Source organism: Kutzneria viridogrisea DSM 43870, assembly GCF_000525635.1.
GTDB lineage: Bacteria > Actinomycetota > Actinomycetes > Mycobacteriales > Pseudonocardiaceae > Kutzneria > Kutzneria viridogrisea.
Map to the genome: position 1 here is coordinate 1,666,670 of NZ_CP007155.1, position 21,033 is coordinate 1,687,702.

Sequence of the window (21,033 nt, forward strand, 5' to 3'; positions counted from 1 at the left end):
TGAGTTAGCCGGATGCTCCGTCCAAATTGGCTGCGTGCACCAGCGGGAGAAGGGAGTCAAGGAGCGCTGGGGTCATCGCGATGGTGGCTGTTGACTCGAGTGTGTGCGGATTGCCTTCGACGTCAACGACAATGGCACCTGCTTCGCGGGCGATGAGAACGCCCGCGGTGGTGTCCCATGGCTTGTTGGACAGGATGACCGTGGCATCAGTTCGGCCTTCTGCCACCCAAACCAGATCGATGGCGGCTGAGCCAAACATCCTGATCCGTTCGGCGTTCTCGGCTAGCAGAGTGGTGAGGCGTATGCGCTTGTGGTTCTTGTCGGTTGCGTTTTCTCCGACGGCATAGTCTCCGATTGAGACGATTGCTTTAGAAAGCTCTGTTGTGTCACTGCATTTCAGCGGGCGGCCGTTAACGGACGCACCTTCGCCTACGGCGGCGCTGTAGTGGAGGTCGAGGAAGGGTGTTGCGACAACTGCGACAATTGCCTTCGAGTTGCAGGTCAGTGCCAGGGCGACGGCACAAAGAGGTAGCCCATGCACGAAGTTGGCAGTGCCATCAACGGGGTCGAGCGTCCAAAAGCACTCTGCTTCGCCTGATGCTGCCTGAACTCCTTCTTCCTCGCCAAGGAACCCGATTTCAGGTGTGGCGCCCTGGAGATATTCACGGATCTGGCGCTCTACTTCGAAATCAATCTCGGTTACCGTATCGCGGTCACCCTTATCTTGGATGTATTCTGGACGGGAGCTTTTGATCAAGTCGACGCCAATCGCCACTGCCGTCTGAGCGATGTTGAGCAGGGACGCTGCGCTCCTCACTCGGAAACCTCCTTTGCCCGATCCCACATCGAATCGAAGACTTGCGAGAAAGTGTCGTACAGGCCGGTCGTGTCTGACTTCCTCTCGGCTACCAAAGTGGGCGACTCAACGCCGCGTGCGTCCGGCAGGTAGGGCTGTACTATGCAAATGGAGTCATTCAAGATGGTGATGTTGAACCTTACGCACTCGTCGTAGGTTCGAATACTCAATGCTCCGTCTGCTTCGGGGGACAGCTTCTTGCCTACCCTGCGGAGCGTCTGGATGTTGACGTCGGTCAGGTTTGCCAGCATCCCTGCTGGGTGGCCTTCTTCGGCTTCTCGGGCCTTGATGCTTTCACCTGCGGGGTCCAGGAATAGGCAGTCAACTTTTGTTCCGCCCTCTAGAAGTTCCTGAAGCTCGCGGTCTGGGTAGTGCTGGCAGAGCAAGTTGAGAGACAAGCCAACCATACGAATTCGCTGCGCCCCACTGAAGAGTTGGTGAGGTGGCATTTCGTGCATGAACTGCGATCGGCTCGCAAATACTGCCGTCACGTCGGCGGTGCCAGGATTGCTGGGAAATGTTACAGCTGAGGGCACAGGGGCCGGGCGGGGCTGAGCTGACTCGCGGGATGGTGGCTCCGGAGTGACTTCGATTCCTCCGCCGTGTGGCTCGAAGAGTTGTGCGGCGGTCCAGCCGTTGAACATGGTCTCAAGGATTCGGCAGTGCCCTGGGAAGGGGAGCCTGCCGATATTCCCGGAAAGCCACCGATAAAACGTCGCGCGACTAGGGCCTTTGCCCTTTAGGCCGGGGTCGATCTTGTTGGCCACTCGGTCGTACTCGCGAAGGAAGGCCGAGTGCTCTTGTAGGTGGCGGTGCCTGAGGAGTGCCTTCAGCACCGTGGAGCTCGTCTCATCAACTTCGGTCACTGGTCCCCCGTCCTAGCTCCTGGTCGTTCCAGGGTAACACGCAGATGAGACCTAGACGAGACTAGGTGAGTCTCAAAAGTCGCAGGTGAGACGCCTACACAGCTCAAACGAGACTCTGGACGGCCGAAGCTTCTTGTGTCGCCAGGAACGTGGCGGCGGTGCCGGGGGCCTCACCCCGACCGAGGAGGTTGATGACATGCCTGCTCCGCAGGATGTGCGTTTTTTCGTGGAGTTCGATGAGTGGTTTCCGCAGGGCCTGTTCTTGATGGGTGAGATCACGCAGGTATTTGAGTATCAGTCTCAGGAGGACAGGGCGAAGGGGCGGCCGGTGCGGCCGATGGTCGACCCGGTGACGGGGCTGAACATCTACCGGGGGCAGTGCTCGGACCCGGCGGCGGAGAAGGCGCGGGAGCAGGTGGTGACGGTGGAGTTCCTGGCGAAGGTTCAGCCGGTTCCGCCTGCTGCGGTGGCGCCGAATGTGCCGGTTCGGGCGGTGGTGCTGGAGGGGATGACGGTGCGTCCGCGTCCGGAGTCCTCGGGCCAGGCGAAGTGGCTGGTTTACCAGGTTCGAGCGACGGGCCTGCGGGGTGTGCAGACCGGTGGCGGGTCGTCGGGGCGGTCGCGTGCCGGTGGCGAGAGCGCCGGTGCTGAGAAGTCTGCCGCGTAAGAACTGGGGAGCGGGTCATGGAGCAGGTTTCCCCGGTGTTGGTGGACCGGTGGCAGAAGGCGTACCGGTCTTATCAGGAGGTCGGGGTTCGTGCGGGGTTGCGGTCGGCGACGGTGGCGGATCTCAACGCGATGGTGAGTGTGTCGCGGGATGTGGCGCGGGCGTGGCGGGCGCTGGGTGAGGTCGACGGGTTGCCGTGGTGGATTTCGGCGGCGGTGGACACGGCGGCCCAGGCGTTCGACGGGCAGGCGCGGGAGTGGTACGGGCGGGTCACCTCGCAAGGGCAGGAGGGTTGGTGATGGGGAGGGGGCGTGTGCGGTCGGCGAGGGCTGCGGATGTGGCGGTGCCGGTGAACTCGATGGGTGGTGTGCGGCTGGAGTTGTCGGCGGATCGGGCGCGGTTGCGGGTCCGGTTGCCGGTCGGGACCAGTGCGGTGGTGGTGGACCTGTCGCGGGTGGCGGCGATCGACCTGGCGGAGCTGGTGGCGGCGCGGGTGCCGGAGATGGCGGAGCCGGAGGTGGTGGTGCCAGAGCCGGTGGTGGTGCCCATGCAGACCCCTCGGGTTGTGCGGAGGAGTCCGTGGTGACAAGGCGGGAGACCTGGGAGGTGACGCAGGTGGACGACAGCGATGCTCGCCGGTCGCGGGTCCACACGAGCACTGCGACGGCTGCGGAGGCGGCGGCGATGCGTGTGGAGATGGTGGAGTTCCTGGCCGTGGTGGTCGGCATGGACCGTGTGGGTGGTGGGAACAACCCGGTGGCGGCGGCGCTGATGAACCAAGGGGTGGAGCACGTTCACGCGGCGCTGCGGGCACTGACGGTGACGCTGGGGCAGTTGTGCCGGACCGGTGCGATGGACCTGCGGGCGCGGGTCGCACGGATGTATCCGGCGTTGCGGGGCCAACCGACCGCGCAAGGGATGCGGGATGAGCTGAAGGGATTGTCGTTGCCGCAGTTGGCCATGCGGTGGCGTGACCACGAAGACCCACCCGGTGACGACGGGGAGGAGTTCCTGGCGTGGGTCGGGGTTCGGTTGGCGGTGCTGGAGATCCTGGACGATCGCCTACTGGCTCACCGCAAGACGTGGGATGGGCCGATCAGCCGGGCGCGGGCAGGGCGAAAGTTGATGATCAAAGCCGACAACAAACCGAGTCTTCCCCAGATTCTCTGTGAAGAGGTGGGGATCGAGGACTGACGATCCGGCCGTGCCACACAGACAAGGGCGCGGCTGGGGACAACTTCACAGAGATAAGAACCGAGTGAAGGGGCAGCACATGTCTTGGCGGACCCGCTGCCCCTTCCTCTCTCTCGTCCACTACCCCCGAAGAGGAAGCGGAACGATGACAAGCGTAGCGGTTGGCACCAGGGATGCGTCAAGTCCCCTACCGTGTAACGGAAATCGCGGTCGGCGGGCTCGAAACTGTGTTCGGTGCGGGAAGTTCGCTCGCTTCGAGCCCGGCAGTCTGGTGTGTAGTCCGTGCTTGGGTCGTCTGCCGCTGATCTACCCGCCGTTGCGGTACCCCGCTGCGGTGACGGGTCGTTCCTCGCGTGAGTGGTGAACGGGACCTGTCTGCCTCCTTCGGGCAAGGAGACGGACCAGTGACTGTCCATTGTGAACACTCGAACAAGGGAACATCGATCTGTCATGGGAAAAATCAGTAAAGGCGTTGAAGAGGCAACGCTGATTGCCGCGCTCGTGTTTGCGGTGGTGTGGCTGGCCTCGAAACTCGTGCAGGGTGTGTGCTGGCTGGTCTACAAGCTGGTGCGCAAGGGTGTCCCACTGGTGTGGCGGGGGCTGTGCTGGCTCAACCGGCACCCCCGGATCTCCGGTGTGCTGCTGGTGGTCGTGGGCCTGGTGCTCGTCGGCCATTTGACGGGCGCGTGGGATGTGCTGGCCGTGGTGGGGCTGGTCCTGGTGGGCCTGGTGGACGTCGTGGGTCTGCTGCTGTGGTGGCGGGCTCCGGTGTTCTTCGAGTTCTACGTGTGGCGGCACGTGCGGGCCTGGTGGCTGCGGTGGACCTTCTACGCCCGGCACTGGGAGCGGTGGACTCGGGGCTGCGGGCTGGTGATCGTGGACGAGATTGCCCAGGAGGTCACCCTGCCCACGGTGGCGAAGGTCGCGACGGGTCCGGCCTGGGATGAAGTCCGGGTACTGATGGCGGCCGGTCAGAAAACGGAAGACTTCCAGGAGCGGTCTCGTGAGCTGGCGCACGCGCGGCGGTCGGCGCGGTGTGTGGTGCGGGAGCTGGAGCCGGGCATGGTGTCGCTGGACTTCCAGCGTAAGGACATGCTGGCAGACCTGGTGCTGCCCCCGGCGCTGGACGTGGAGGCCGAGGGGGATGGGGTGGACCTGCGGTCGGTGTGGGTGGGGCGGGATGAGTACGGGCGGGATCTGCGGATGCCGTTGTTCGGCACGCACACGCTGACGGCGGCGGAGACAGGGGCGGGCAAGAACTCGTTCACCTGGGCGCCGTACTGGGTGCTGGCCCCGGCCATCCGGGATGGTCTGGTGCGGTCCTCAGGCATCGACCCCAAGGGGATCGAGCTGGCTTATGGGCGGGGCCTATTCACCCGGTATGCCACCACGCCAGAGCAGGCGGTGCGGGTGCTGGAGGAGTTGGTGGCGGAGATGCTGCGGCGTGAAGCGCTGATCGCCGGTCGGGCACGCCGGATCACCGTGAGCCGTGAGGTTCCGTTGGAGATCCTGGAGTTCGATGAGATCGCCGCGTTGACCAAGTACCTGACGGACAAGCCGCTGCGGACCAAGATCGAGAATCTGACGGGGTTGTTGCTGACGCAGGGGCGTGCGCTGGGGATCGTGGTGCGCGGGTACGTGCAGGAGCCTACGAAGGAAACCGTGGTGTGGCGGGAGCTGTTCCCATTCCGGCTCGCGCTGGCTCTGCCCACGGAGTCCTATGTGGACATGGTGCTAGGGGAAGGCGCTTACCAGCGGGGTGCGCGGTGTGACCGGATTCCGGAGGACATGCCGGGGGTGGGGTATGTGACGGCGGAGCGGCGCAGGATCCCAGTGCGAGCACGGATCGCGTGGACCGATGACCCTGGTATCCGTGCGCTGGAGGCGTATGTGAACCAACCGGCTCGGGGCGCTGACCGTGTGGGTTCGGGTCGGGTTGTGGAGTTCGCGCGACGTATGGACCGGGAAGGGGGTGAGGCGGCATGACCGAGGAGACCATGAGCCACAAGGACACTGTAGACAGTTCGGCGGGTGCCGCGTCGTTCCCTGGTGATGTGGTCGGGCAGTCTCGGGCGGAGCGGGCTCGGATGCCCATCGCGATGGACGTTGCCGTAGCCGCCGCTGAGAAGTTCGGCGTGTGCGTGCGGCCGTTGGTCAAGGAGGTGGAGGACCCGGACTCCTTCGAGCTGCGGTATGTGGCGGTGCCGTGTGGGTCCACTGTGGAGTCACAGTGTGGTCCGTGTGCCAAGCGGGCTAAGCACGTGGCCAAAAGTCTTGTCCGAAACCTTCGGGTAGCCAGGGGCTGGTCCAGGGCGCGGCGGTGATCAGGTTCTGTTCGGTGCTCCGGTCGCGGAAGTAGGCGTGTGCCTGTCGGACGCGGCCGGCCATCGTGGCTGGCGCGGTGTTGGCGATGTGGTGCTTGAGGCCGGCCCAGACGCGTTCGACGGGGTTGTCCTGCGGGCTGTATTTCGCGCCCTCGATCAGTAACAGGCGCGGGTGTTCGGCCAGCCAGCGGCGAGTGATCCCGCTGTGATGGGTGCCGCCGTTGTCACAGATCACCGCGACAACAGGGGCGTCGGGGTAGGCGTCGAGTACCTGTTGCAGGAAGTAGCAGAACACCACGGAGACGTTCTTGACGGAGACGTGGTGGTGCCAGGCGCCGGTGGTGAGGTCGATCGCGCCGTGGATGGTGCGGCGGATGTTGCTGCCGGGAGTCAGGATCCGGTGACGCAGGCCGGTGGGCATCCAGCACGATCGGACCCGCGGCAGCAGGTCGAGGTGGGTTTCGTCCTCGGCCAGAACCACGGAGCCGGTGGGGAGTGCGGCGAGGCGGGCCTGGATCGTGGCGCAGGTCGTGTCGTGGTCGGGGTCGCCTTTGGCGATCAGCCGGGGACGCCGCCACCTGGCGTGTTCACGCAGTCGCCGGTAGAAGGTGCGCAGGCTCATTTCGGGGCGTCGGGCGGCGCGCCACAGTCGTGCGGTGGTCCAGGCTTTCGGGGTGTGCAGCAGGGTGTGGATGCGGTGTCCGAGCGTGGGGCTGCCCAGGCGGGGGCGTCCGCTGCGGGGTCGGTCGGGTAGCCCGTTGATGCCGTCGCGGGTGTGTCGGGTGATCCAGCGGCGCACCGTGACCGGCTCGTAGTGCAGAAGTTCCGCGATCTCGGGCGCGCTCATCCCGGACGCGGACAGCAAGACGATGACGATGCGGGTGGCGACTCGCCAGGGTCCGTGCAGCGCGGTGACCAGTTCGAGGTGCTGGGCAGGGGTCAAGTCGGCGTAGACATGCGCGGGGCGCATACTGGTGGAGGCCTCGTCGTGGTGGAGTCTGGTGTGGTAACCGAATCCAACCCGACGAGGCTCTTCACGTTCACGGCAAGGTCAACTCACGCGAGTTACAGACACAACTTCTGGCAACCTGCTTAGAGCGTTGCGGGTGACGCAGTGCCGTGAGGGCTGGCACATGAACGAGGAACCGGACTTCACCCCGGAGGAGCCGACAGAGGAACAGGTGGAGCTGGTGACCGCGCGGGCGGATCTGCTGGCCGCGTATCGGGGTGCGGTGGCTGACGGGGACCTGGTGGCGGCGGAGGAACTGCAGGAGGACATCCGGGACGCTGACGCTGAACTCAAGGCGGCGGGTGTGCGGGGTCATCTGCCCTCGCCGGACGCGTCGGAGAAGAGGGGTGTTCGTCGGTCGACGCGTCGGCGGCAGGACGCTCCGGACCTTCCTCGGCGGAAGGTGGACAAGCGGACGGTGGGGCGGGAGTACGCCGGACGGTTCCGGCCCTCGATGTTCGTCACGCTCACCCTCGACAGCTACGGCAGGGTCCGGACTGATGGCACCCCGGTGGACTTCGCGAGCTATGACTACCGGCGGGCGGCCCGTGACGCGGTGCACTTCGCGTCACTGGTTGACCGGTGGTGGCAGAACCTGCGGCGGGTGGTCGGGTTTGACGTCCAGTACTTCGCGACGGTGGAGCCCCAGCGCCGTGTCGCTCCGCACCTGCACGCGGCGGTCCGGGGCTCGATCCCGCATGAGGTGCTGCGGCAGGTGACGGCGGCTACCTACCTCCAGGTGTGGTGGCCTGAACACAACGAACTGGTGTACCTGCCGGACGGTCCGCTGCCGGTGTGGGAATCCGCGGTGACCGGGTTCGTAGATCCGCAGGTCAGGACGCCTTTGCGGACCTGGGAGGAGGCGACGGCGGACCTGGTGGAACCGGCGCACGTGGCGGAGTTCGGGCGGCAGGTGCACTCGAAGGGAATTCTCGGCGGCAGTGAGGAGGCGGGGCGGCACATCGGCTACCTGACCAAGTACCTCACCAAGAGCGTGGGTGAGGTGATCGAGGCCGATACGGACCGGCAGAAGGAGCACCACGAGCGGCTTCACGCGGAGCTTGAGGTGACGCCGTGCTCTGAGCGGTGCGCGGTGTGGCTGCTGTACGGGGTTCAGCCTCGTGGGGTGTCCTCGCGGATGACTCCGGGGCGGTGCAAGAACAAGGCGCACCGACGCACCACGTTGGGGTTGCCGGGGCGGCGGGTGCTGGTGTCGCGCAAGTGGTCGGGGAAGACGCTTGCGGACCACAGGGCGGATCGGAAGCGGTTCGTGGCGGAGGCGTTGGCGGCGGTGGGGATCGTCAAGCCGGTGCAGGACACGGACCGGTTGGTGTGGCACAACGTGCGTCCGGGTGACCCGAATGTGCCTCCTCGGGCGCATCTGCTGCTGCATGGAATCGCCCAGCGGCAACGGTGGCGGGCTGAGTACGACCAAGCGATGTTGGCGGCACAGGGAGGGGCGCCACCGGACGGTTCGGCGGGGCCGGATGTTTCAGCAACAGCGGAGGCGGCCTAGGGGGAGCGCAATGACTGGAAGTGGTGAGGGCCTGTGGAGGCCGGAGGAGCTGAGTGCCTTCTTGCAGATCCCGGAAACCACGCTCAGGCAGTGGCGGCACAAGGGGTATGGGCCGTCGTGGCACAAGATGGGTAAGCACGTTCGTTACGACCCGGCTCACGTCCGGGCATGGCTTGAAAGCCAGTCCTCAACTCCTGATGCAGCCTGAGAACAGGTCCTGTCAGGAGTAGTGGCGTCTGCGGGTGCGTGTCCGGTGTCCTCGGCATGGGGGCACCGGACACGCCTCGGCCGAATCTTTCAGCAACGACAAGGCAAGGGGGTGACGGGCGTGGCTGGTCACGTGCAGGACAGATGGACAAGCCCGAAGCGCGATGAAAACGGCAAGCTCGTGCTGGGCAAGAACGGTAAGCCACTGCGGGAGAAGAATTCGTTGTGGGGCAAGGGCGACCGGTACAAGGTGCGATGGTACGACCCGGATGGCAAGGAGGATTCGAAGTCCTTCCCTGACAAGGAGCTCACCAAGGCGCGGGCGTTCCTGACCAAGCAGCAGCACGACGTCTTGGCGGGCACTTACATGCCTCCGGACGCGGGCAAGGTGAAGTTCAAGGCGTACGCGCAATCGGTACTGATGGGGCGGACCAAGGACCCGTCAAGTGTGCGCACGGTGACCAGCAACCTGGAGAACCAGGTCTATCCGTTCCTCGGTGGGCGCTACCTGGAGACGATCAAGGTTGATGTCATCCGCAAGTGGTTCGGGTGGATGGACAGGCAGAAGCGGCCACCCTCGAACACCTACCGCCGACAGCTGTTCGACATGGTGTCGTCCATCCTTCAGGCGGCGGTGGATGAGGGGAAGATCCGGACCAACCCGTGCAAGGACAAGTCGATTTCCCGGCCCCCGGCGTCACAGCGCAAGGTGCAGGTCTGGCCTGAGGCCAAGATGCGCAAGGTGCACCTGGCGCTGCCCGCTCGGCGCAAGATCATGGTTCCGCTCGGTGCGGGGCTGGGACTTCGGCAAGGGGAGATCCTGGCGTTCTCGATGGACAACGTGGACCGGGACCGGATGGTCTACCGCTGCACACGGCAGTTGGTGCGGATTCACGGCAAGTTCATGTGGAAGCTGCCCAAGCGCCACAAGACGCGGGACATCCCGTTGGGGGATGGGCTCCTGGAAGAGTTGGACGACTACGTGGAGAACTACCAACCTGTGTCGATCATGCTCCCGTGGGGCGAGCAGGACGGCAAGAAGTTCGAGACGGTCAACGTGCTCATGACCAACGAACAGGGCGGTCTGGACTCCGGCGTGACAATTAATGACACGGTTTGGCGACCAGCGTTCGCAACGGCTGAGCTCGACTACAACCCCGACCGGTCGGACGGGATGCACGCGCTGCGGCACCTGTTCGCCAGTTCCATGCTCGCGCGCGGTGTGTCGATCAAGGAGCTGTCTGTGTTCCTCGGCCACTCGTCGGAGGCGTTCACCCTGAAGACGTACGTGCACCTGATGCCGGACTCGTTCGACAAGGCCCGGCTGGCGGCCAACGCCATGTTCAAGCCGCGCAAGCCCAGGGCCGTCAAGGAGAGCGGCGGAATGGCGTGAAGTGGCCAAGATGGCGCCAGACGGCCTTGAGACGGCCTGACGTGCGCAGGACACGCCCGAACAGGGTGTTTGCCCAGGTGAGAGCAAATCGTAGCGAACATGTCGGTTATCACACGTGCGCTGGACGGGTCATCTGTGGTCGACTAGGGCAGCACCGGTGGAGGTGGTCGCGTGCCCGACCGACAACCGACTCCGATCGGCGCCCCTCGTCCAGGGTTCGCGCCGCGGGTCCCTTCGTGCAGTGACGCCCTGCCCCAGTCCGTCGTGGGCCACGTAGCCAGCGTGGGATCCGACAGGTTGATGGGGCAGCACGGGCCGCGCGCGCCAGGGGGGCCGACCTGGGGACGGCGCCGGGTGCTCCTGCTCAACGCCACCTTCGAGCCGCTCACCGCGTTACCGCTGCGACGCGCGGTGGTGCTGGTCGTCTGCGGCAAGGCCGAGGTGGTGCACGGCGATCCCGCCGGGCTGGTGCTGCATTCCTCCACGGCCAGCCTCGAGGTGCCCTCGGTGATCAGGCTGTCCACCTACGTGCGCGTGCCCTACCGCGGCCGTGTCCCGCTGACCCGGGCGGGACTGATGCACCGGGACCGCTACCGCTGCGCCTACTGCGGCGGGCGGGCGGAGACCATCGACCACGTCGTGCCGCGCAGCCGGGGTGGCCCCCACACCTGGCAGAACTGCGTCGCCTGCTGCGCCAAGTGCAACCACCGCAAGGCGGACAAGCTGTTGTCCGAACTGGGATGGAGGCTCCTGATCGCGCCGACCGCCCCGCGCGGGCCGCACTGGCGGCTGCTCGCGGGTGTGGCCGACGCCGATCCCCAATGGCTGCCATACCTGGGCGAGCCGGCCGCGTGAGGGTGTAGAGACCCCTCGTCACGCGGCCGGCTCGCCCGGTGTGCTGTCCTGGTCCTGCGTGCTGCCCGTTGTCGGCTGCCGCCAGGTGGCCGACACGGTGCGGCGAGTTCAGTTGACCCGCACGCCACCACGGTTCACGCGCACACCATCGCTGTGCAGACCAGGGCCGTTGACCCGTACCCCAGAGTGAAACTCAATGGCAGTGCCACCCGAATGGGTGATGGCTTGCCGGGCGTCGCGGAGGTGAGTGGTGTACATGGCGTGTCCTCCTGCGAGGTTCGGCGGCAGGTTTCGGGGCCTGGCGCGAGATGCAAGACCCGTACAGGTGAAAAGCTAAGCCCGGGGTGGCCGCTAAGACAAGCCGCCAAACCGGCGGCTTTGCGTTGTCAATCGGATCGAGACCGTTTGGCGGTACGGGTTCCCCCGAGTGGTCATGTGACTGTGATCACTTTAACTGGCGGTCGATGTCGGTCTTCACCGGGACTGCGCCGATAGGTACTGTCGGCGCACACTGACAGCAGGTCCTCGGTCACCTACAGCAATCGCGCCGTGGTCGAGGGGCTGGGACGCACCGCCACATGCGTTCCCCGCGGGCCGAGAGGACCGACGTGACCGCGGATCCACCACCAGTCCGGCACGGCATTCGCACGCCCGCCTTCCGGCGACTCCTCCGGGTCTGGTTCATCGCGCTCGTCGGGGACGGCATCAGGGTCACCGCTCTGCCCGTGTTCGCCGCGATCAGCACCCGCGACCCGCTCGCCGTCTCCGCCGTCGCCGTCGCCGAGGTGCTCCCGTGGCTCCTGGTCTCGCTGCCCGCGGGTGCCCTGGTCGACCGCATGCGTCCCCGCACGGTCGTGCTCTGCGCGCACAGCGCCCGCGCGCTGCTGACCGCCGCGCTGGCCGGTCTGGTGCTGGTCAACCAGGCGGGCGTGCTGGTGCTGGTGGTGTTCGCCTTCCTGGTCACCTCCGCGCAGACCTTCGCCGACTCCGCCGAGCAGCTCCTGCTGGTGGAACTGGCCGGTCCGGAGGACCTGGACAGGGCCAACGGCTGGTTCGTCACGGCGGAGACGATCGGCCTGGACCTGGCTGGCCCGTTGGCCGCGGGCCTGGTGCTGGCCGCCGAGCCCGCGGGTGACGGCCTCGTGCTGGCCTGGCCGCCCGCGCTGTGCTTCGCGCTGAACGCGCTGGCCTTCCTGGTGGCCGCCGTCGAGGTGGCGCGGCTGCCCGACGTGGTGCCCGAGCGCGGCGAGCCCGCCCCCGGCGACCAGCGGTCCGCGCTCGTCCGGTTGCGCGCCGACCTGCTGGAGGGCGGGCGGTTCCTGCTGCGCAGCCGGGGCCTGAGGGCGCTGGTCGGCACGGTGATGATCACGGCGTTCGCGGTCAGCGCGGCCAACGCGGTCACCGCGCTCTACGTGGTGCAGACCCTCGGCGCACCGGCCGCCGTGATGTCCGCGATGCTCATCGCCCTGTCGCTGGGCACCCTGCTCGCCGCCAGGGTGAGCCCCCTGCTGGCGGGCAAGGTCGGCGACGGGCCGGTCATGATCGGATCGCTGGTGCTGCTCGGTGCGGGCATGGTCCTGGTCGGCGCGGTGCCCTCGGTGGCCACAGCTGTGCTCGGCTACCTCGTGGTCGGCTGCGCGGTGGGCGGCTGGAACGTGCTGGCCGCCAGCCGTCGCCAGCGGTTGACCCCAAGCCGGATGATGGGCAGGGTCAGCAGCACCTACCGGGTGCTGACCTGGGGGTTCATGCCCCTGGGGGCGGGACTCGCCGGACCGTTGGCCGTGCAGACCTCGCTGCGCGCCGTGTTCCTCGTGGTCGGCGTGCTGATCGCGGCCGCGGCCCTGCTGGCGGCGCGCGCCCTGCTGCGGGTGCCCGAGCCCGCGGTCTAGCGGGCTGGCCGGTCGCGCGGCCCGGCACGGCCTCGGCTACCGTAGGCGATCGTGAACGCCGTGGACACCATCCTCGTCCTCGCGCTGATCCCGCTGGCTATCTACGGTGTGATCGCGTTGTTGACGCTGTGGCCGAAGTTCGCGCGCACGCCCCGGTACCAGCCAGGTCAGGAATGGGGATACGCGCCAGTGTGGTGGACCGCCAACCCGGCGGGTCTGGGGTCCGCCCACACCCACCCCGCGCACGACAGTGCCGGGCAGGAGCAGGCAGGCGAGCCCGCCGCGACCGCGAAGGGAGGTGCCCGTGGTAGCTGGTGAGATCGTCGAGCGCCCCGCGGAGGACGTCGAGCTCGGCTACGGCGAGGCCCTGACCGCCAACGGCAGGCTCTCCGTGGCCCGTGAGTACAGCCCCGCCGCGCCCAAGGTGCCGTTCAAGGTCGCCGAGCTGGCCCAGCTGGACGAGGCGCTGACCCTGTCCAGCAGGCAGACCGGCCTGGCCTTCAGCGTCTACCTCGGTGACCTCGATGGCGACACGAGGCAGGCCGCCGAGACGCTGCACGCGCGCAGCGAGGACCCGGCCATCAGCGTGCTGGTCGCGGTGTCGCCCACCCAGCGCGCCGTGGAGATCGTCACCGGTGCGGAGTCGCACCGCAGGCTGCCCGACCGCGGCTGCAAGCTCGCCGTGATGAGCATGGTCGCCTCCTTCAAGGAGGGCGACCTGATCGGCGGGCTCGTCAGCGGTCTGCGCATGATGACCGACCAGGCCGGGGCGGCTCCCCGCCGCTGAGGCACTTCGAACCCGGGAGGCCCCCACCGCCAGTTGGCGGTGGGGGCCTCTGCTCGTTCGCGCACCGAAAACCGCACCCGTTCGGACGCAGGTGCTAGCTGGTACTGTGCCACCTTTCCTCGTGACACCAGTCACACTGCTAGCTAGCATGGGAGCTATGTGGCGCGGCGGCACCTCGCGCTGCGACACCAGGCACGGAGAGGTAGGCGTGATGGCACAGGGTGGTACCCCTGTGGTTCAGCAGCGGCGGCTGCGAGCCGAACTGCGTCGGGCCCGCGACGAGGCGGGGCGCACGCAGAAGGACGTCGCCACCGCACTGGGCTGGTCGACGTCGAAGGTGATCCGCATCGAGACCGGCGCGGTCGCGGTGTCCACCTCCGACGTCATGGCGCTGCTGCACTACTACGGCATCAACGACGAGCGCGCGGACACCCTGCTCGCCGTCACCAGGGCCAAGGAGGAGGCGTGGTGGGACAGCTACAGAACCGTGTTCGGCCAGCAGTTCCTCAACCTGCTCGCCTACGAGGACTCCTCCTCGTGCATCCGCCAGTTCCAGTCCCTGGTCGTGCCCGGCCTGCTGCAGACCCCGGACTACGCCCGTGCGGTGATCACGGCCTACGGCGTCGAACCGGCGACCGCCGAGATGGGCATCAAGGTCCGCCTCCGGCGGCAGGAACTGCTCACCAGCGACCGCTGCCCGCAGATCCTCGTCGTGCTCGACGAGAACGCGATCCACCGCAGGGTCGGTGGCCCCGCGGTGATGCGTGACCAGTTGCGGCGGCTCAAGGAGTTGGGCGAGCACCCGAGGATCAGCATCCAGGTCCTGCCCTTCAGCAGCGGCGTGCTGCCCGCGATGAAGGCCTCGTTCACGATCTTCGAGTTCCCCGAGGACGAGGACGAGCACGTGGTGAACCTGGAGGACCCGCACAACTGGGCGCTGATCCGCGACGACGCCGAGATCACCAGCAGGTACCTGGAGAGCTTCGACGTCCTGCAGGAGGCCGCGCGACCGGCCGCCGAGCTGGGCGCGGCGCTCGACCCGCTGATCGAGTCGCTGGATCGGGAAGCCTCGCACTGACGGCAAGGGGCGGCACCCGCTGCAACGGGTACCGCCCGGAACGGACGAACCCACCACCCCCACGTGTGGACAGCACAGAGCATGGAAGGGCGCCCGCGATGTCAACCATAGGGCAGATCCAGGGTGGGCGCTTCGCCCACTCTGGTTCAGTTCGCAGCCGCATTCCGGAGCAGTCACACACCTCCGGCATGGACCCGCAGTGGCAGCCCACCGTGGGGCTGCTGACAGCGACACCCGAGGAGTTCGCCGCGATGCGAGCGTTCCTCGACTCGGTTGTCGAGCTGCGGGTGGCCGAGGACCCGGCCACCTACGTGTTGGGCGCGCTGCCCAGTTGGGACTGCGGCCGTCGGCACAACGTGGTGCTCACCCTGCTCGGATCCACGGCCAACAGCGCGGCCGCCAACGGGTGCGCCAACCTGGCGCGCAGCTTCCCCACCGTGGAGCTGACGATCATGGTGGGGATCGCCGCGGGCATCCCCAACCCGGTCCGGCACGAACAGCACGTGCGCCGCGGGGACATCGTGGTCGCGACCAGGGGTGTCGTGGACTACGACCACGTGCGCGTCGTGGGCGGTGACACCGAGCTGCGGCGGGCCTTCTCGCTGCCCTCGCCGCGGCTCGTGCGCTGCGCGGACATGTTGCAGGCCGACGAGCTGGTCGGGGACCGGCGTCCCTGGGAGAACCTGCTCGACCTCTCGGTCCGCCCCGAACTCGCGAAGTACTCACGTCCGCCGACACGCAGCGACATCCTGCTGGACTCCAGCGGAGCCCGGCTGCGCCACCCGAGCCGCAGCCGCAGCGGGCACCGCGAGGGCTTCCCGAAGGTGCACTACGGCTCGATCGGCAGCGCCGACCGCTCACTGCGCGACGTGGCCGTGCGCGACGAACTCGCCAAGCGGTACGGGTTCCTCGCCGTGGAGATGGAGGGCTCGGGCATCGGCAGCAGCAGCACGCTCAACGGCCTGGAGTGGTTCGTCGTCCGCGGGATCAGCGACTACGGGGACACCCACCGCGACCACGCCTGGCGCCGGTACGCCGCGCTGGCCGCCGCTGCCTACGTGCGGTCCCTGCTGGGCAAGTGCACGCCGATCCGGCTCTAGTCGGCCGTACCGCAGTCAGCCAGGAACGAGGCCCACGCCCGAGGGGAGAACCGGAGCGTGGAGCCCGCCTGGTTCTTCGAGTCGCGGACCAGCACGCCCTCGGACGTGCGGGCCATCTCCAGGCACTCCGCGCCGGTGTCCTGGCTGATGCTGCTTCTGTGCCACACGAACTCTGCGGGGGTCACCTCGGAATCCGGAATCCCGCCGCGCTCCGCCATGGACACATCCCTCCAGCCAGCACCCCGACGTGCTGCATCCGCACTGCTAGATGATGAGAACCCAGGGTAATTGCACGGTGCGGCCCTCACTACCGCCGACAGCAGGACAGTCATCCCGCTGTCGGCGGCAGGGAGTGGGATGTCAGGACTGGTCGAACTCGCGGGCCGCCAGCGCGCGCACGATGCCCGCGCGCCCCTCGGTGACGAGCCTGCGCAGCGCGGGCGGGCGCTCCTCGCCCAGCCAGCGGTCGGCGGCTTCCACGGTGCTCGGGCTGACCGCCCACGCGGGGAACAGCCCGACCACGGTCGGCTGCGCGCGCTCACTGGAGCGCCGCTCCCAGACCCCGGCCACGTCCTCGAAGTACCGCTGTGCGAACGAGGCGAGCAGCGGCTTCTGGTTCGGGTGCGCGAAGCCGTAGATGATCGCCTCGTTGACCGCGTTGGGCAGGTCGTCGTCGTGCACCGCGCGACGCCAGGCCTCGGCCTTGGCCTCCTCGGAGGGCACCAGGGCCCTGGCCCGCTCCGCGTGCCGCTGCCCGGTCGCGGTGGCGTCGGCGTCCAGCTCGGCGGTGATCTCCGGCTCGCCCGCGGCACCGTGCGCGGCCAGCGCTTGCAGCAGGCGCCAGCGCAGGTCGGTGTCCACGACCAGGCCCGGCAGCGGGGCCGAACCGTTCAGCCAGCCGGCCACCGCGGCCAGCGCCTCCTCGTGCAGCACGGAGGTGGCCAGCGCGTTGACGAAGGCCAACTGGTGGTCCGACCCGGCCTCGGCCTGGCGGGCCAGCTCGAGCACGGTCGTGCTGAAGCGCTGCCAGCCCTGCACGGCCCACTCCGGGTCCGCGTAGGAGGACAGCGCGGTCTGGACCTGGAGCAGCAGCCGCTGCACCACGCCGACCTCGGTCTCGTGCGGGATGCCGCCGAGCACGAGCGTGACGAAGTCGCGGGCCTTGAGCTCCGCCTCTCGGGTCATCTCCCACGCGGCCGACCAGCACAGCGTCCTGGGCAGCGGCTCGGTGATGTCGGAGATGCGGTCGACCAGCGTGGCCAGCGAGTCGTTGTCCAGCCGCATCGTGCAGTAGGTCAGGTCGTCGTCGTTGACCAGCACCAGCTTGCCGCGCGCCACGCCGACCAGCTCGGGTACCTCGGTGCGCTCGCCCGCCACGTCCAGCTCCACGCGGTGGGTGCGCACGAGCTTGCCGGTGGCCGGGTCCTCGTCGTACACGCCGACCGCCAGCCGGTGCGTGCGCAGTTCGCCGTTGCCGGGGCGAGCGGGGCCCTGGAGCACCGCGAACGAGCTGAACGTGCCGTCCTCGGCCACGGTGAACTTCGGCCGCAGCAGGTTCAGCCCGGTGGTCTCCAGCCACTGCGCCGACCACCAGGACAGGTCGCGGCCGGAGGCCTCCTCCAGCGCGCCGAGCAGGTCGGCCAGGGTGGCGTTGCCCCAGGCGTGCTTGGAGAAGTACACCCGCAGGCCGGCGAGGAAGTTGTCCAGGCCCACGTAGGCGACCAGCTGCTTGAGCACGCTGGCGCCCTTGGCGTAGGTGATGCCGTCGAAGTTGACCTCCACGGCCTGCAGGTCGGGGATGTCGGCGGCGACCGGGTGCGTGGAGGGCAGCTGGTCCTGCCGGTAGGCCCAGGACTTCTCGATGTTGGCGAAGGTGGTCCAGGCGTGGGTGTACTCGGTGGCCTCGGCCTCGGCCAGCACGCTGGCCCAGGTCGCGAAGGACTCGTTCAGCCACAGGTCGTCCCACCAGCGCATGGTGACCAGGTCGCCGAACCACATGTGGGCCATCTCGTGCAGCAGGGTCTCGCAGCGCCGCTCGTACAGGTAGCGGGTGACCCTGCTGCGGAAGACGAAGTCCTCCAGGAAGGTGACGCAGCCCGCGTTCTCCATGGCACCGGCGTTGAACTCCGGCACGAACGCCTGGTCGTACTTGCCGAAGGGGTACCGGACGCCGAAGGCGCGGTGGTAGAAGTCGAAGCCCTGCTTGGTCTCGGTGAACAGCCGCTCGGCGTCCATGTGCTCGGCCAGGGAGGACCGGCAGTAGATGCCCAGCGGGATGGTGCCCTCGGCGTCGGAGTACTCGTCACGCCACTCCGCGTACGGGCCGGCCACCAGCGCGATCAGGTAGGTGGACAGCAGCTTGGTCGTCTCGAAGACGTGCTCGCTGCTGTCCGGGCCGAGCTCCCGCACGGAGGCGGCCGGCGCGTTGGAGATGACCTTCCACTCCTTGGGGGCGGTCACCGTGACGTCGTAGACGGCCTTGAGGTCGGGCTGGTCGAAGCAGGTGAACATGCGCTTCGCGTCGGCCGTCTCGAACTGCGTGTACAGGTACACGCCCTTGTCCACCGGGTCGACGAAGCGGTGCAGGCCCTCGCCGGTGTTCATGTAGTGGCAACGGGCCCGCACCACCAGCTCGTTGTTCTCGGCGAGTCCGTCGAGCTGGATCCCGTCGTCCTCGCGGTAGCCGGAGACGTCCAGCTCGACGCCGTTGAGCACGGCGGAGCTGACCTCCGCGGCCACCAGGTCGATCCACGTCGACGCGCCTGTTGTGCGGCTGCGGAAGCGCACCGTGGTCGTCGAACCGAAGGTCGGTCCGTCGCCGGTCAGGTCCAGTGCGATGTCGTAGGACTGCACTTCCAGGAGCGCCGCGCGCTGCTGGGCCTGGTCGCGGGTGAGGTTCGGCGCGGCCACTGGGTCACCTCGTCTGTGGGTCGATGGTCTGTGGGCAGGGGCAACCGTGGCATCCAATCACGTGTCCGCAACCCGGCGCCGTGAGGATTGGCCGGAAACGCCGCCTCGGGAAGAGTCAGCGGCCCGCCGTGGTTGGCAGGGAGGTGGGGCCCGGACAGGCCGGGTCGGCACGGTTGCACGGATGGGGGTTTCAGGATGAGCGCAGTGGATTCCGCGGCAGGTGAGAAGGTCAAGGTCGACTTCTGGTTCGACCCGATCTGCCCGTGGGCGTGGATCACCTCCCGGTGGATCCTCGAGGTGGACAAGGTCCGCGACCTCGACCTGCACTTCCACGTGATGAGTCTGTCGGTGCTCAACTCCGGGCGGGACCTGCCCGAGCAGTACCGCGAGCTGCTGGAGAAGGGCTGGGGTCCGGTCCGGGTGGCCATCGCCGCCGCCCGCCACCACGGGGAGAAGGTGCTCGCCCCGCTCTACACGGCGCTGGGCACCAGGCTGCACGACGAGAACAACAAGGACTACGCCGAGGTCATCGAGCAGGCGCTGGCCGAGGTCGGGCTGCCCGCCGAGTTGGCCGAGGCCGCGAAGAGCACCGAGTACGACGAGGAGCTCAAGACCAGCCACCACGCGGGCATGGACCCGGTGGGCATGGACGTGGGCACCCCGGTGATCCACGTCAACGGCGTGGCGTTCTTCGGTCCGGTGCTGTCCAAGATCCCGCGCGGTGAGGACGCGGGGCGCATCTTCGACGGTGCCCGGCTGCTCGCGGGCTACCCGCACTTCTTCGAGCTCAAGCGGACCCGCACCGAGGACCCCGACTTCTCCTGAGCCAGGTCGGCGCTGCGCGCAGCTCGTTGTGCACGTGCACAACGAGCTGCGCGCAGCGCTGTGTGACACTTCACGGCGTTCGCGTAGGCCCGTCTGTCACAGCGCTGTGGAGGACATCGTGGCGGCACCGGTACTGACCAGCACCGAGCACTTCATCGCCGGAGATCGCGTCGTGGGCACCGGCGAGCGGATCGAGGTGGTCAACCCGGCCACCGAGCAGGTCATCGCCACGATCCCCGCGGGAACCGCGGCGGAGGCGGACGCCGCCGTCGAGGCCGCCGCCGCGGCGTTCCCGGCGTGGGCCGCGACGCCGGTCGAGCTCAGGGCCGAGGTGGTGGGGCGCATCGCGGACGGGCTCAAGGCCCGGGCCGAGGAACTCGCCGCCACCATCACCGCCGAGGTGGGCACGCCGATCACCTTCGCGAGCCGTGTGCAGGTGCCCAATCCGATCGCGATCGCCACCGGTGTCGTGCGCGCCGTCGCCGACGGTGTGCTCGCCGACCAGCAGGTGGGCAACTCGCTGGTCGTGCGGGAGCCGATCGGTGTGGTCGCCGCGATCACGCCGTGGAACTTCCCGGTGCAGCAGATCATCGCCAAGCTCGCGCCCGCGCTGGTCGCGGGCTGCACCGTGGTGCTCAAGCCCAGCGAGGTGGCGCCGCTCAACGCCGGTGTGCTCACCGAGGTCCTCGCCGCGGCCGGTGTGCCCAGCGGCGTGGTCAACCTGGTGCACGGCACCGGGCCGGTGGTGGGCGAGGTGCTGGCCAGTCACCCGAAGGTGGACATGGTCTCCTTCACCGGGTCGACGCGGGCCGGTCGGCGGGTGTCCGCGCTGGCCGCTGCGACGGTCAAGCGCGTGTCCCTGGAACTGGGCGGCAAGTCCGCGCACGTGGTGCTGGCCGACGCCGACCTGGCCAAGGCGGTGAAGCTCACCGTGGGCAACAGCTTCATGAACAACGGCCAGGCGTGCAGCGCGTGGACCAGGCTGCTCGTGCCCTCCTCGCGGCACGAGGAGGCGGTCGCGCTGGCGGCTGCCGCCGCGGAGAAGTACGTGCCCGGCGACCCGACGTCCCCGGCGACCCGGCTCGGCCCCCTGGTCTCGGCCACCCAGCGCGAGCGGGTGCTGGCCCACATCCGCGCGGGGATCGAGCAGGGCGCGCGGCTCGCGTGCGGCGGTCCCGAGCCGGTGGACGGCCTGGACCTGGGCTACTACGTCCGGCCCACCGTCTTCGGCGGCGTGCGCCAGGACATGACCATCGCCAACGAGGAGATCTTCGGCCCGGTGCTGAGCGTGCTGCCGTACGAGACCGAGGACGAGGCGGTGGAGATCGCCAACGCGACGATCTACGGGCTGGCCGGTGGCGTCTTCTCCGCCGACGAGGACCGCGCGCTGGCGGTGGCCCGTCGGCTGCGCACCGGTCAGGTCGACCTCAACGGCGCCGCGTTCAACGTGCTGGCGCCCTTCGGCGGTTACCGACAGTCCGGCAACGGGCGCGAGTTCGGCAGGTTCGGGGTCGAGGAGTTCTGCGAACTGAAGGCAATCCAGCGTTAGCGCAGCAC

Annotated in this window: 20 protein-coding genes and 1 pseudogene; 16 read left to right on the plus strand and 5 right to left on the minus strand. The window is 68.0% G+C overall.

Annotated elements, in window-relative coordinates; translation table 11 throughout:
- Positions 1–4: 4 nt before the first annotated feature.
- Both KALB_RS45120 and KALB_RS07460 read right to left on the minus strand, forming a co-directional pair.
- Complete coding sequence (locus tag KALB_RS45120; protein ID WP_081789240.1) at positions 5–817, minus strand: inositol monophosphatase family protein; 813 nt, start codon at positions 815–817, stop codon at positions 5–7.
- Complete coding sequence (locus KALB_RS07460; RefSeq protein ID WP_030111193.1) at positions 814–1,722, minus strand: DUF5919 domain-containing protein; 909 nt, start codon at positions 1,720–1,722, stop codon at positions 814–816. The genes KALB_RS45120 and KALB_RS07460 overlap by 4 nt, the downstream gene beginning before the upstream one ends.
- A gap of 196 nt (positions 1,723–1,918) precedes the next feature.
- On the opposite strand from KALB_RS07460, the gene KALB_RS47505 reads away from it, so the two are divergent.
- The 5 genes from KALB_RS47505 (at position 1,919) to KALB_RS07485 (ending at position 5,569) form a co-directional block, all read left to right on the plus strand.
- Positions 1,919–2,389: a hypothetical protein gene (locus KALB_RS47505; RefSeq protein WP_025355100.1), complete on the plus strand. Its 471-nt coding sequence runs from the start codon at positions 1,919–1,921 to the stop codon at positions 2,387–2,389.
- A 17-nt stretch (positions 2,390–2,406) separates the two neighbouring features.
- On the plus strand, positions 2,407–2,688 hold the full coding sequence (locus KALB_RS48100; RefSeq protein WP_025355101.1) for a hypothetical protein: 282 nt from the start codon (positions 2,407–2,409) through the stop codon (positions 2,686–2,688).
- A complete protein-coding gene (locus KALB_RS48105) occupies positions 2,688–2,975 on the plus strand; it encodes a hypothetical protein (protein WP_162483055.1) in 288 nt (95 codons plus the stop codon). The genes KALB_RS48100 and KALB_RS48105 overlap by 1 nt, the downstream gene beginning before the upstream one ends.
- A gap of 29 nt (positions 2,976–3,004) precedes the next feature.
- On the plus strand, positions 3,005–3,583 hold the full coding sequence (locus KALB_RS47510) for a hypothetical protein (RefSeq protein ID WP_162483056.1): 579 nt from the start codon (positions 3,005–3,007) through the stop codon (positions 3,581–3,583).
- Positions 3,584–4,084: 501 nt separating this feature from the next.
- Positions 4,085–5,569: an FtsK/SpoIIIE domain-containing protein gene (locus KALB_RS07485; protein WP_201771891.1), complete on the plus strand. Its 1,485-nt coding sequence runs from the start codon at positions 4,085–4,087 to the stop codon at positions 5,567–5,569.
- A gap of 267 nt (positions 5,570–5,836) precedes the next feature.
- Here the strand turns inward: KALB_RS07485 and KALB_RS07490 are convergent, their stop codons facing one another.
- Entirely contained in the window at positions 5,837–6,877 is a 1,041-nt protein-coding gene (locus KALB_RS07490; protein ID WP_025353822.1) for an IS630 family transposase, read from the minus strand.
- 124 nt (positions 6,878–7,001) lie between these two features.
- Between KALB_RS07490 and KALB_RS07495 the strand changes: the two are divergent.
- The 9 genes and pseudogenes from KALB_RS07495 to KALB_RS07525 form a co-directional block, all read left to right on the plus strand.
- Positions 7,002–8,432: pseudogene (locus KALB_RS07495) on the plus strand (replication initiator); the annotation flags it as partial.
- A 10-nt stretch (positions 8,433–8,442) separates the two neighbouring features.
- Positions 8,443–8,640, plus strand: coding sequence for a helix-turn-helix transcriptional regulator (locus KALB_RS45130; protein ID WP_148309392.1), 198 nt, complete (start codon positions 8,443–8,445; stop codon positions 8,638–8,640).
- Positions 8,641–8,760: 120 nt separating this feature from the next.
- On the plus strand, positions 8,761–10,032 hold the full coding sequence (locus tag KALB_RS07500; RefSeq protein ID WP_063750727.1) for a tyrosine-type recombinase/integrase: 1,272 nt from the start codon (positions 8,761–8,763) through the stop codon (positions 10,030–10,032).
- 171 nt (positions 10,033–10,203) lie between these two features.
- The gene (locus KALB_RS07505) at positions 10,204–10,887 is read left to right on the plus strand and encodes an HNH endonuclease (RefSeq protein WP_411931127.1); all 684 of its coding nucleotides are present in this window, start codon (positions 10,204–10,206) and stop codon (positions 10,885–10,887) included.
- A 608-nt stretch (positions 10,888–11,495) separates the two neighbouring features.
- Positions 11,496–12,776 carry an MFS transporter gene (locus KALB_RS07510; protein ID WP_025355108.1) on the plus strand — a complete coding sequence of 427 codons (1,281 nt, stop codon included), beginning with the start codon at positions 11,496–11,498 and terminating at the stop codon, positions 12,774–12,776.
- Between the two features lie 51 nt (positions 12,777–12,827).
- Positions 12,828–13,094: an aa3-type cytochrome oxidase subunit CtaJ gene (ctaJ, locus tag KALB_RS45135; RefSeq protein WP_030108629.1), complete on the plus strand. Its 267-nt coding sequence runs from the start codon at positions 12,828–12,830 to the stop codon at positions 13,092–13,094.
- Complete coding sequence (locus KALB_RS07515) at positions 13,081–13,563, plus strand: DUF5130 family protein (protein WP_025355109.1); 483 nt, start codon at positions 13,081–13,083, stop codon at positions 13,561–13,563. The genes ctaJ and KALB_RS07515 overlap by 14 nt, the downstream gene beginning before the upstream one ends.
- A gap of 232 nt (positions 13,564–13,795) precedes the next feature.
- Positions 13,796–14,641, plus strand: coding sequence for a helix-turn-helix domain-containing protein (locus tag KALB_RS07520; protein ID WP_051912997.1), 846 nt, complete (start codon positions 13,796–13,798; stop codon positions 14,639–14,641).
- A gap of 188 nt (positions 14,642–14,829) precedes the next feature.
- Positions 14,830–15,741, plus strand: coding sequence for a phosphorylase family protein (locus tag KALB_RS07525; protein ID WP_025355111.1), 912 nt, complete (start codon positions 14,830–14,832; stop codon positions 15,739–15,741).
- On the opposite strand, the gene KALB_RS07530 is transcribed toward KALB_RS07525, so the two are convergent.
- Positions 15,738–15,959, minus strand: a complete 222-nt coding sequence (locus KALB_RS07530; protein ID WP_042221817.1) for a DUF397 domain-containing protein — start codon at positions 15,957–15,959, stop codon at positions 15,738–15,740. The genes KALB_RS07525 and KALB_RS07530 overlap by 4 nt on opposite strands.
- Positions 15,960–16,101: 142 nt before the next feature.
- The gene (gene pepN, locus KALB_RS07535; protein WP_025355113.1) at positions 16,102–18,651 is read right to left on the minus strand and encodes an aminopeptidase N; all 2,550 of its coding nucleotides are present in this window, start codon (positions 18,649–18,651) and stop codon (positions 16,102–16,104) included.
- 195 nt (positions 18,652–18,846) lie between these two features.
- Here pepN and KALB_RS07540 point away from each other — a divergent pair, with 195 nt between their 5' ends.
- Together KALB_RS07540 and KALB_RS07545 are read left to right on the plus strand one after the other, a co-directional pair.
- Positions 18,847–19,476, plus strand: coding sequence for a mycothiol-dependent nitroreductase Rv2466c family protein (locus KALB_RS07540; protein WP_025355114.1), 630 nt, complete (start codon positions 18,847–18,849; stop codon positions 19,474–19,476).
- 118 nt (positions 19,477–19,594) lie between these two features.
- Positions 19,595–21,025: an aldehyde dehydrogenase family protein gene (locus KALB_RS07545; protein WP_025355115.1), complete on the plus strand. Its 1,431-nt coding sequence runs from the start codon at positions 19,595–19,597 to the stop codon at positions 21,023–21,025.
- Positions 21,026–21,033 lie beyond the last annotated feature (8 nt).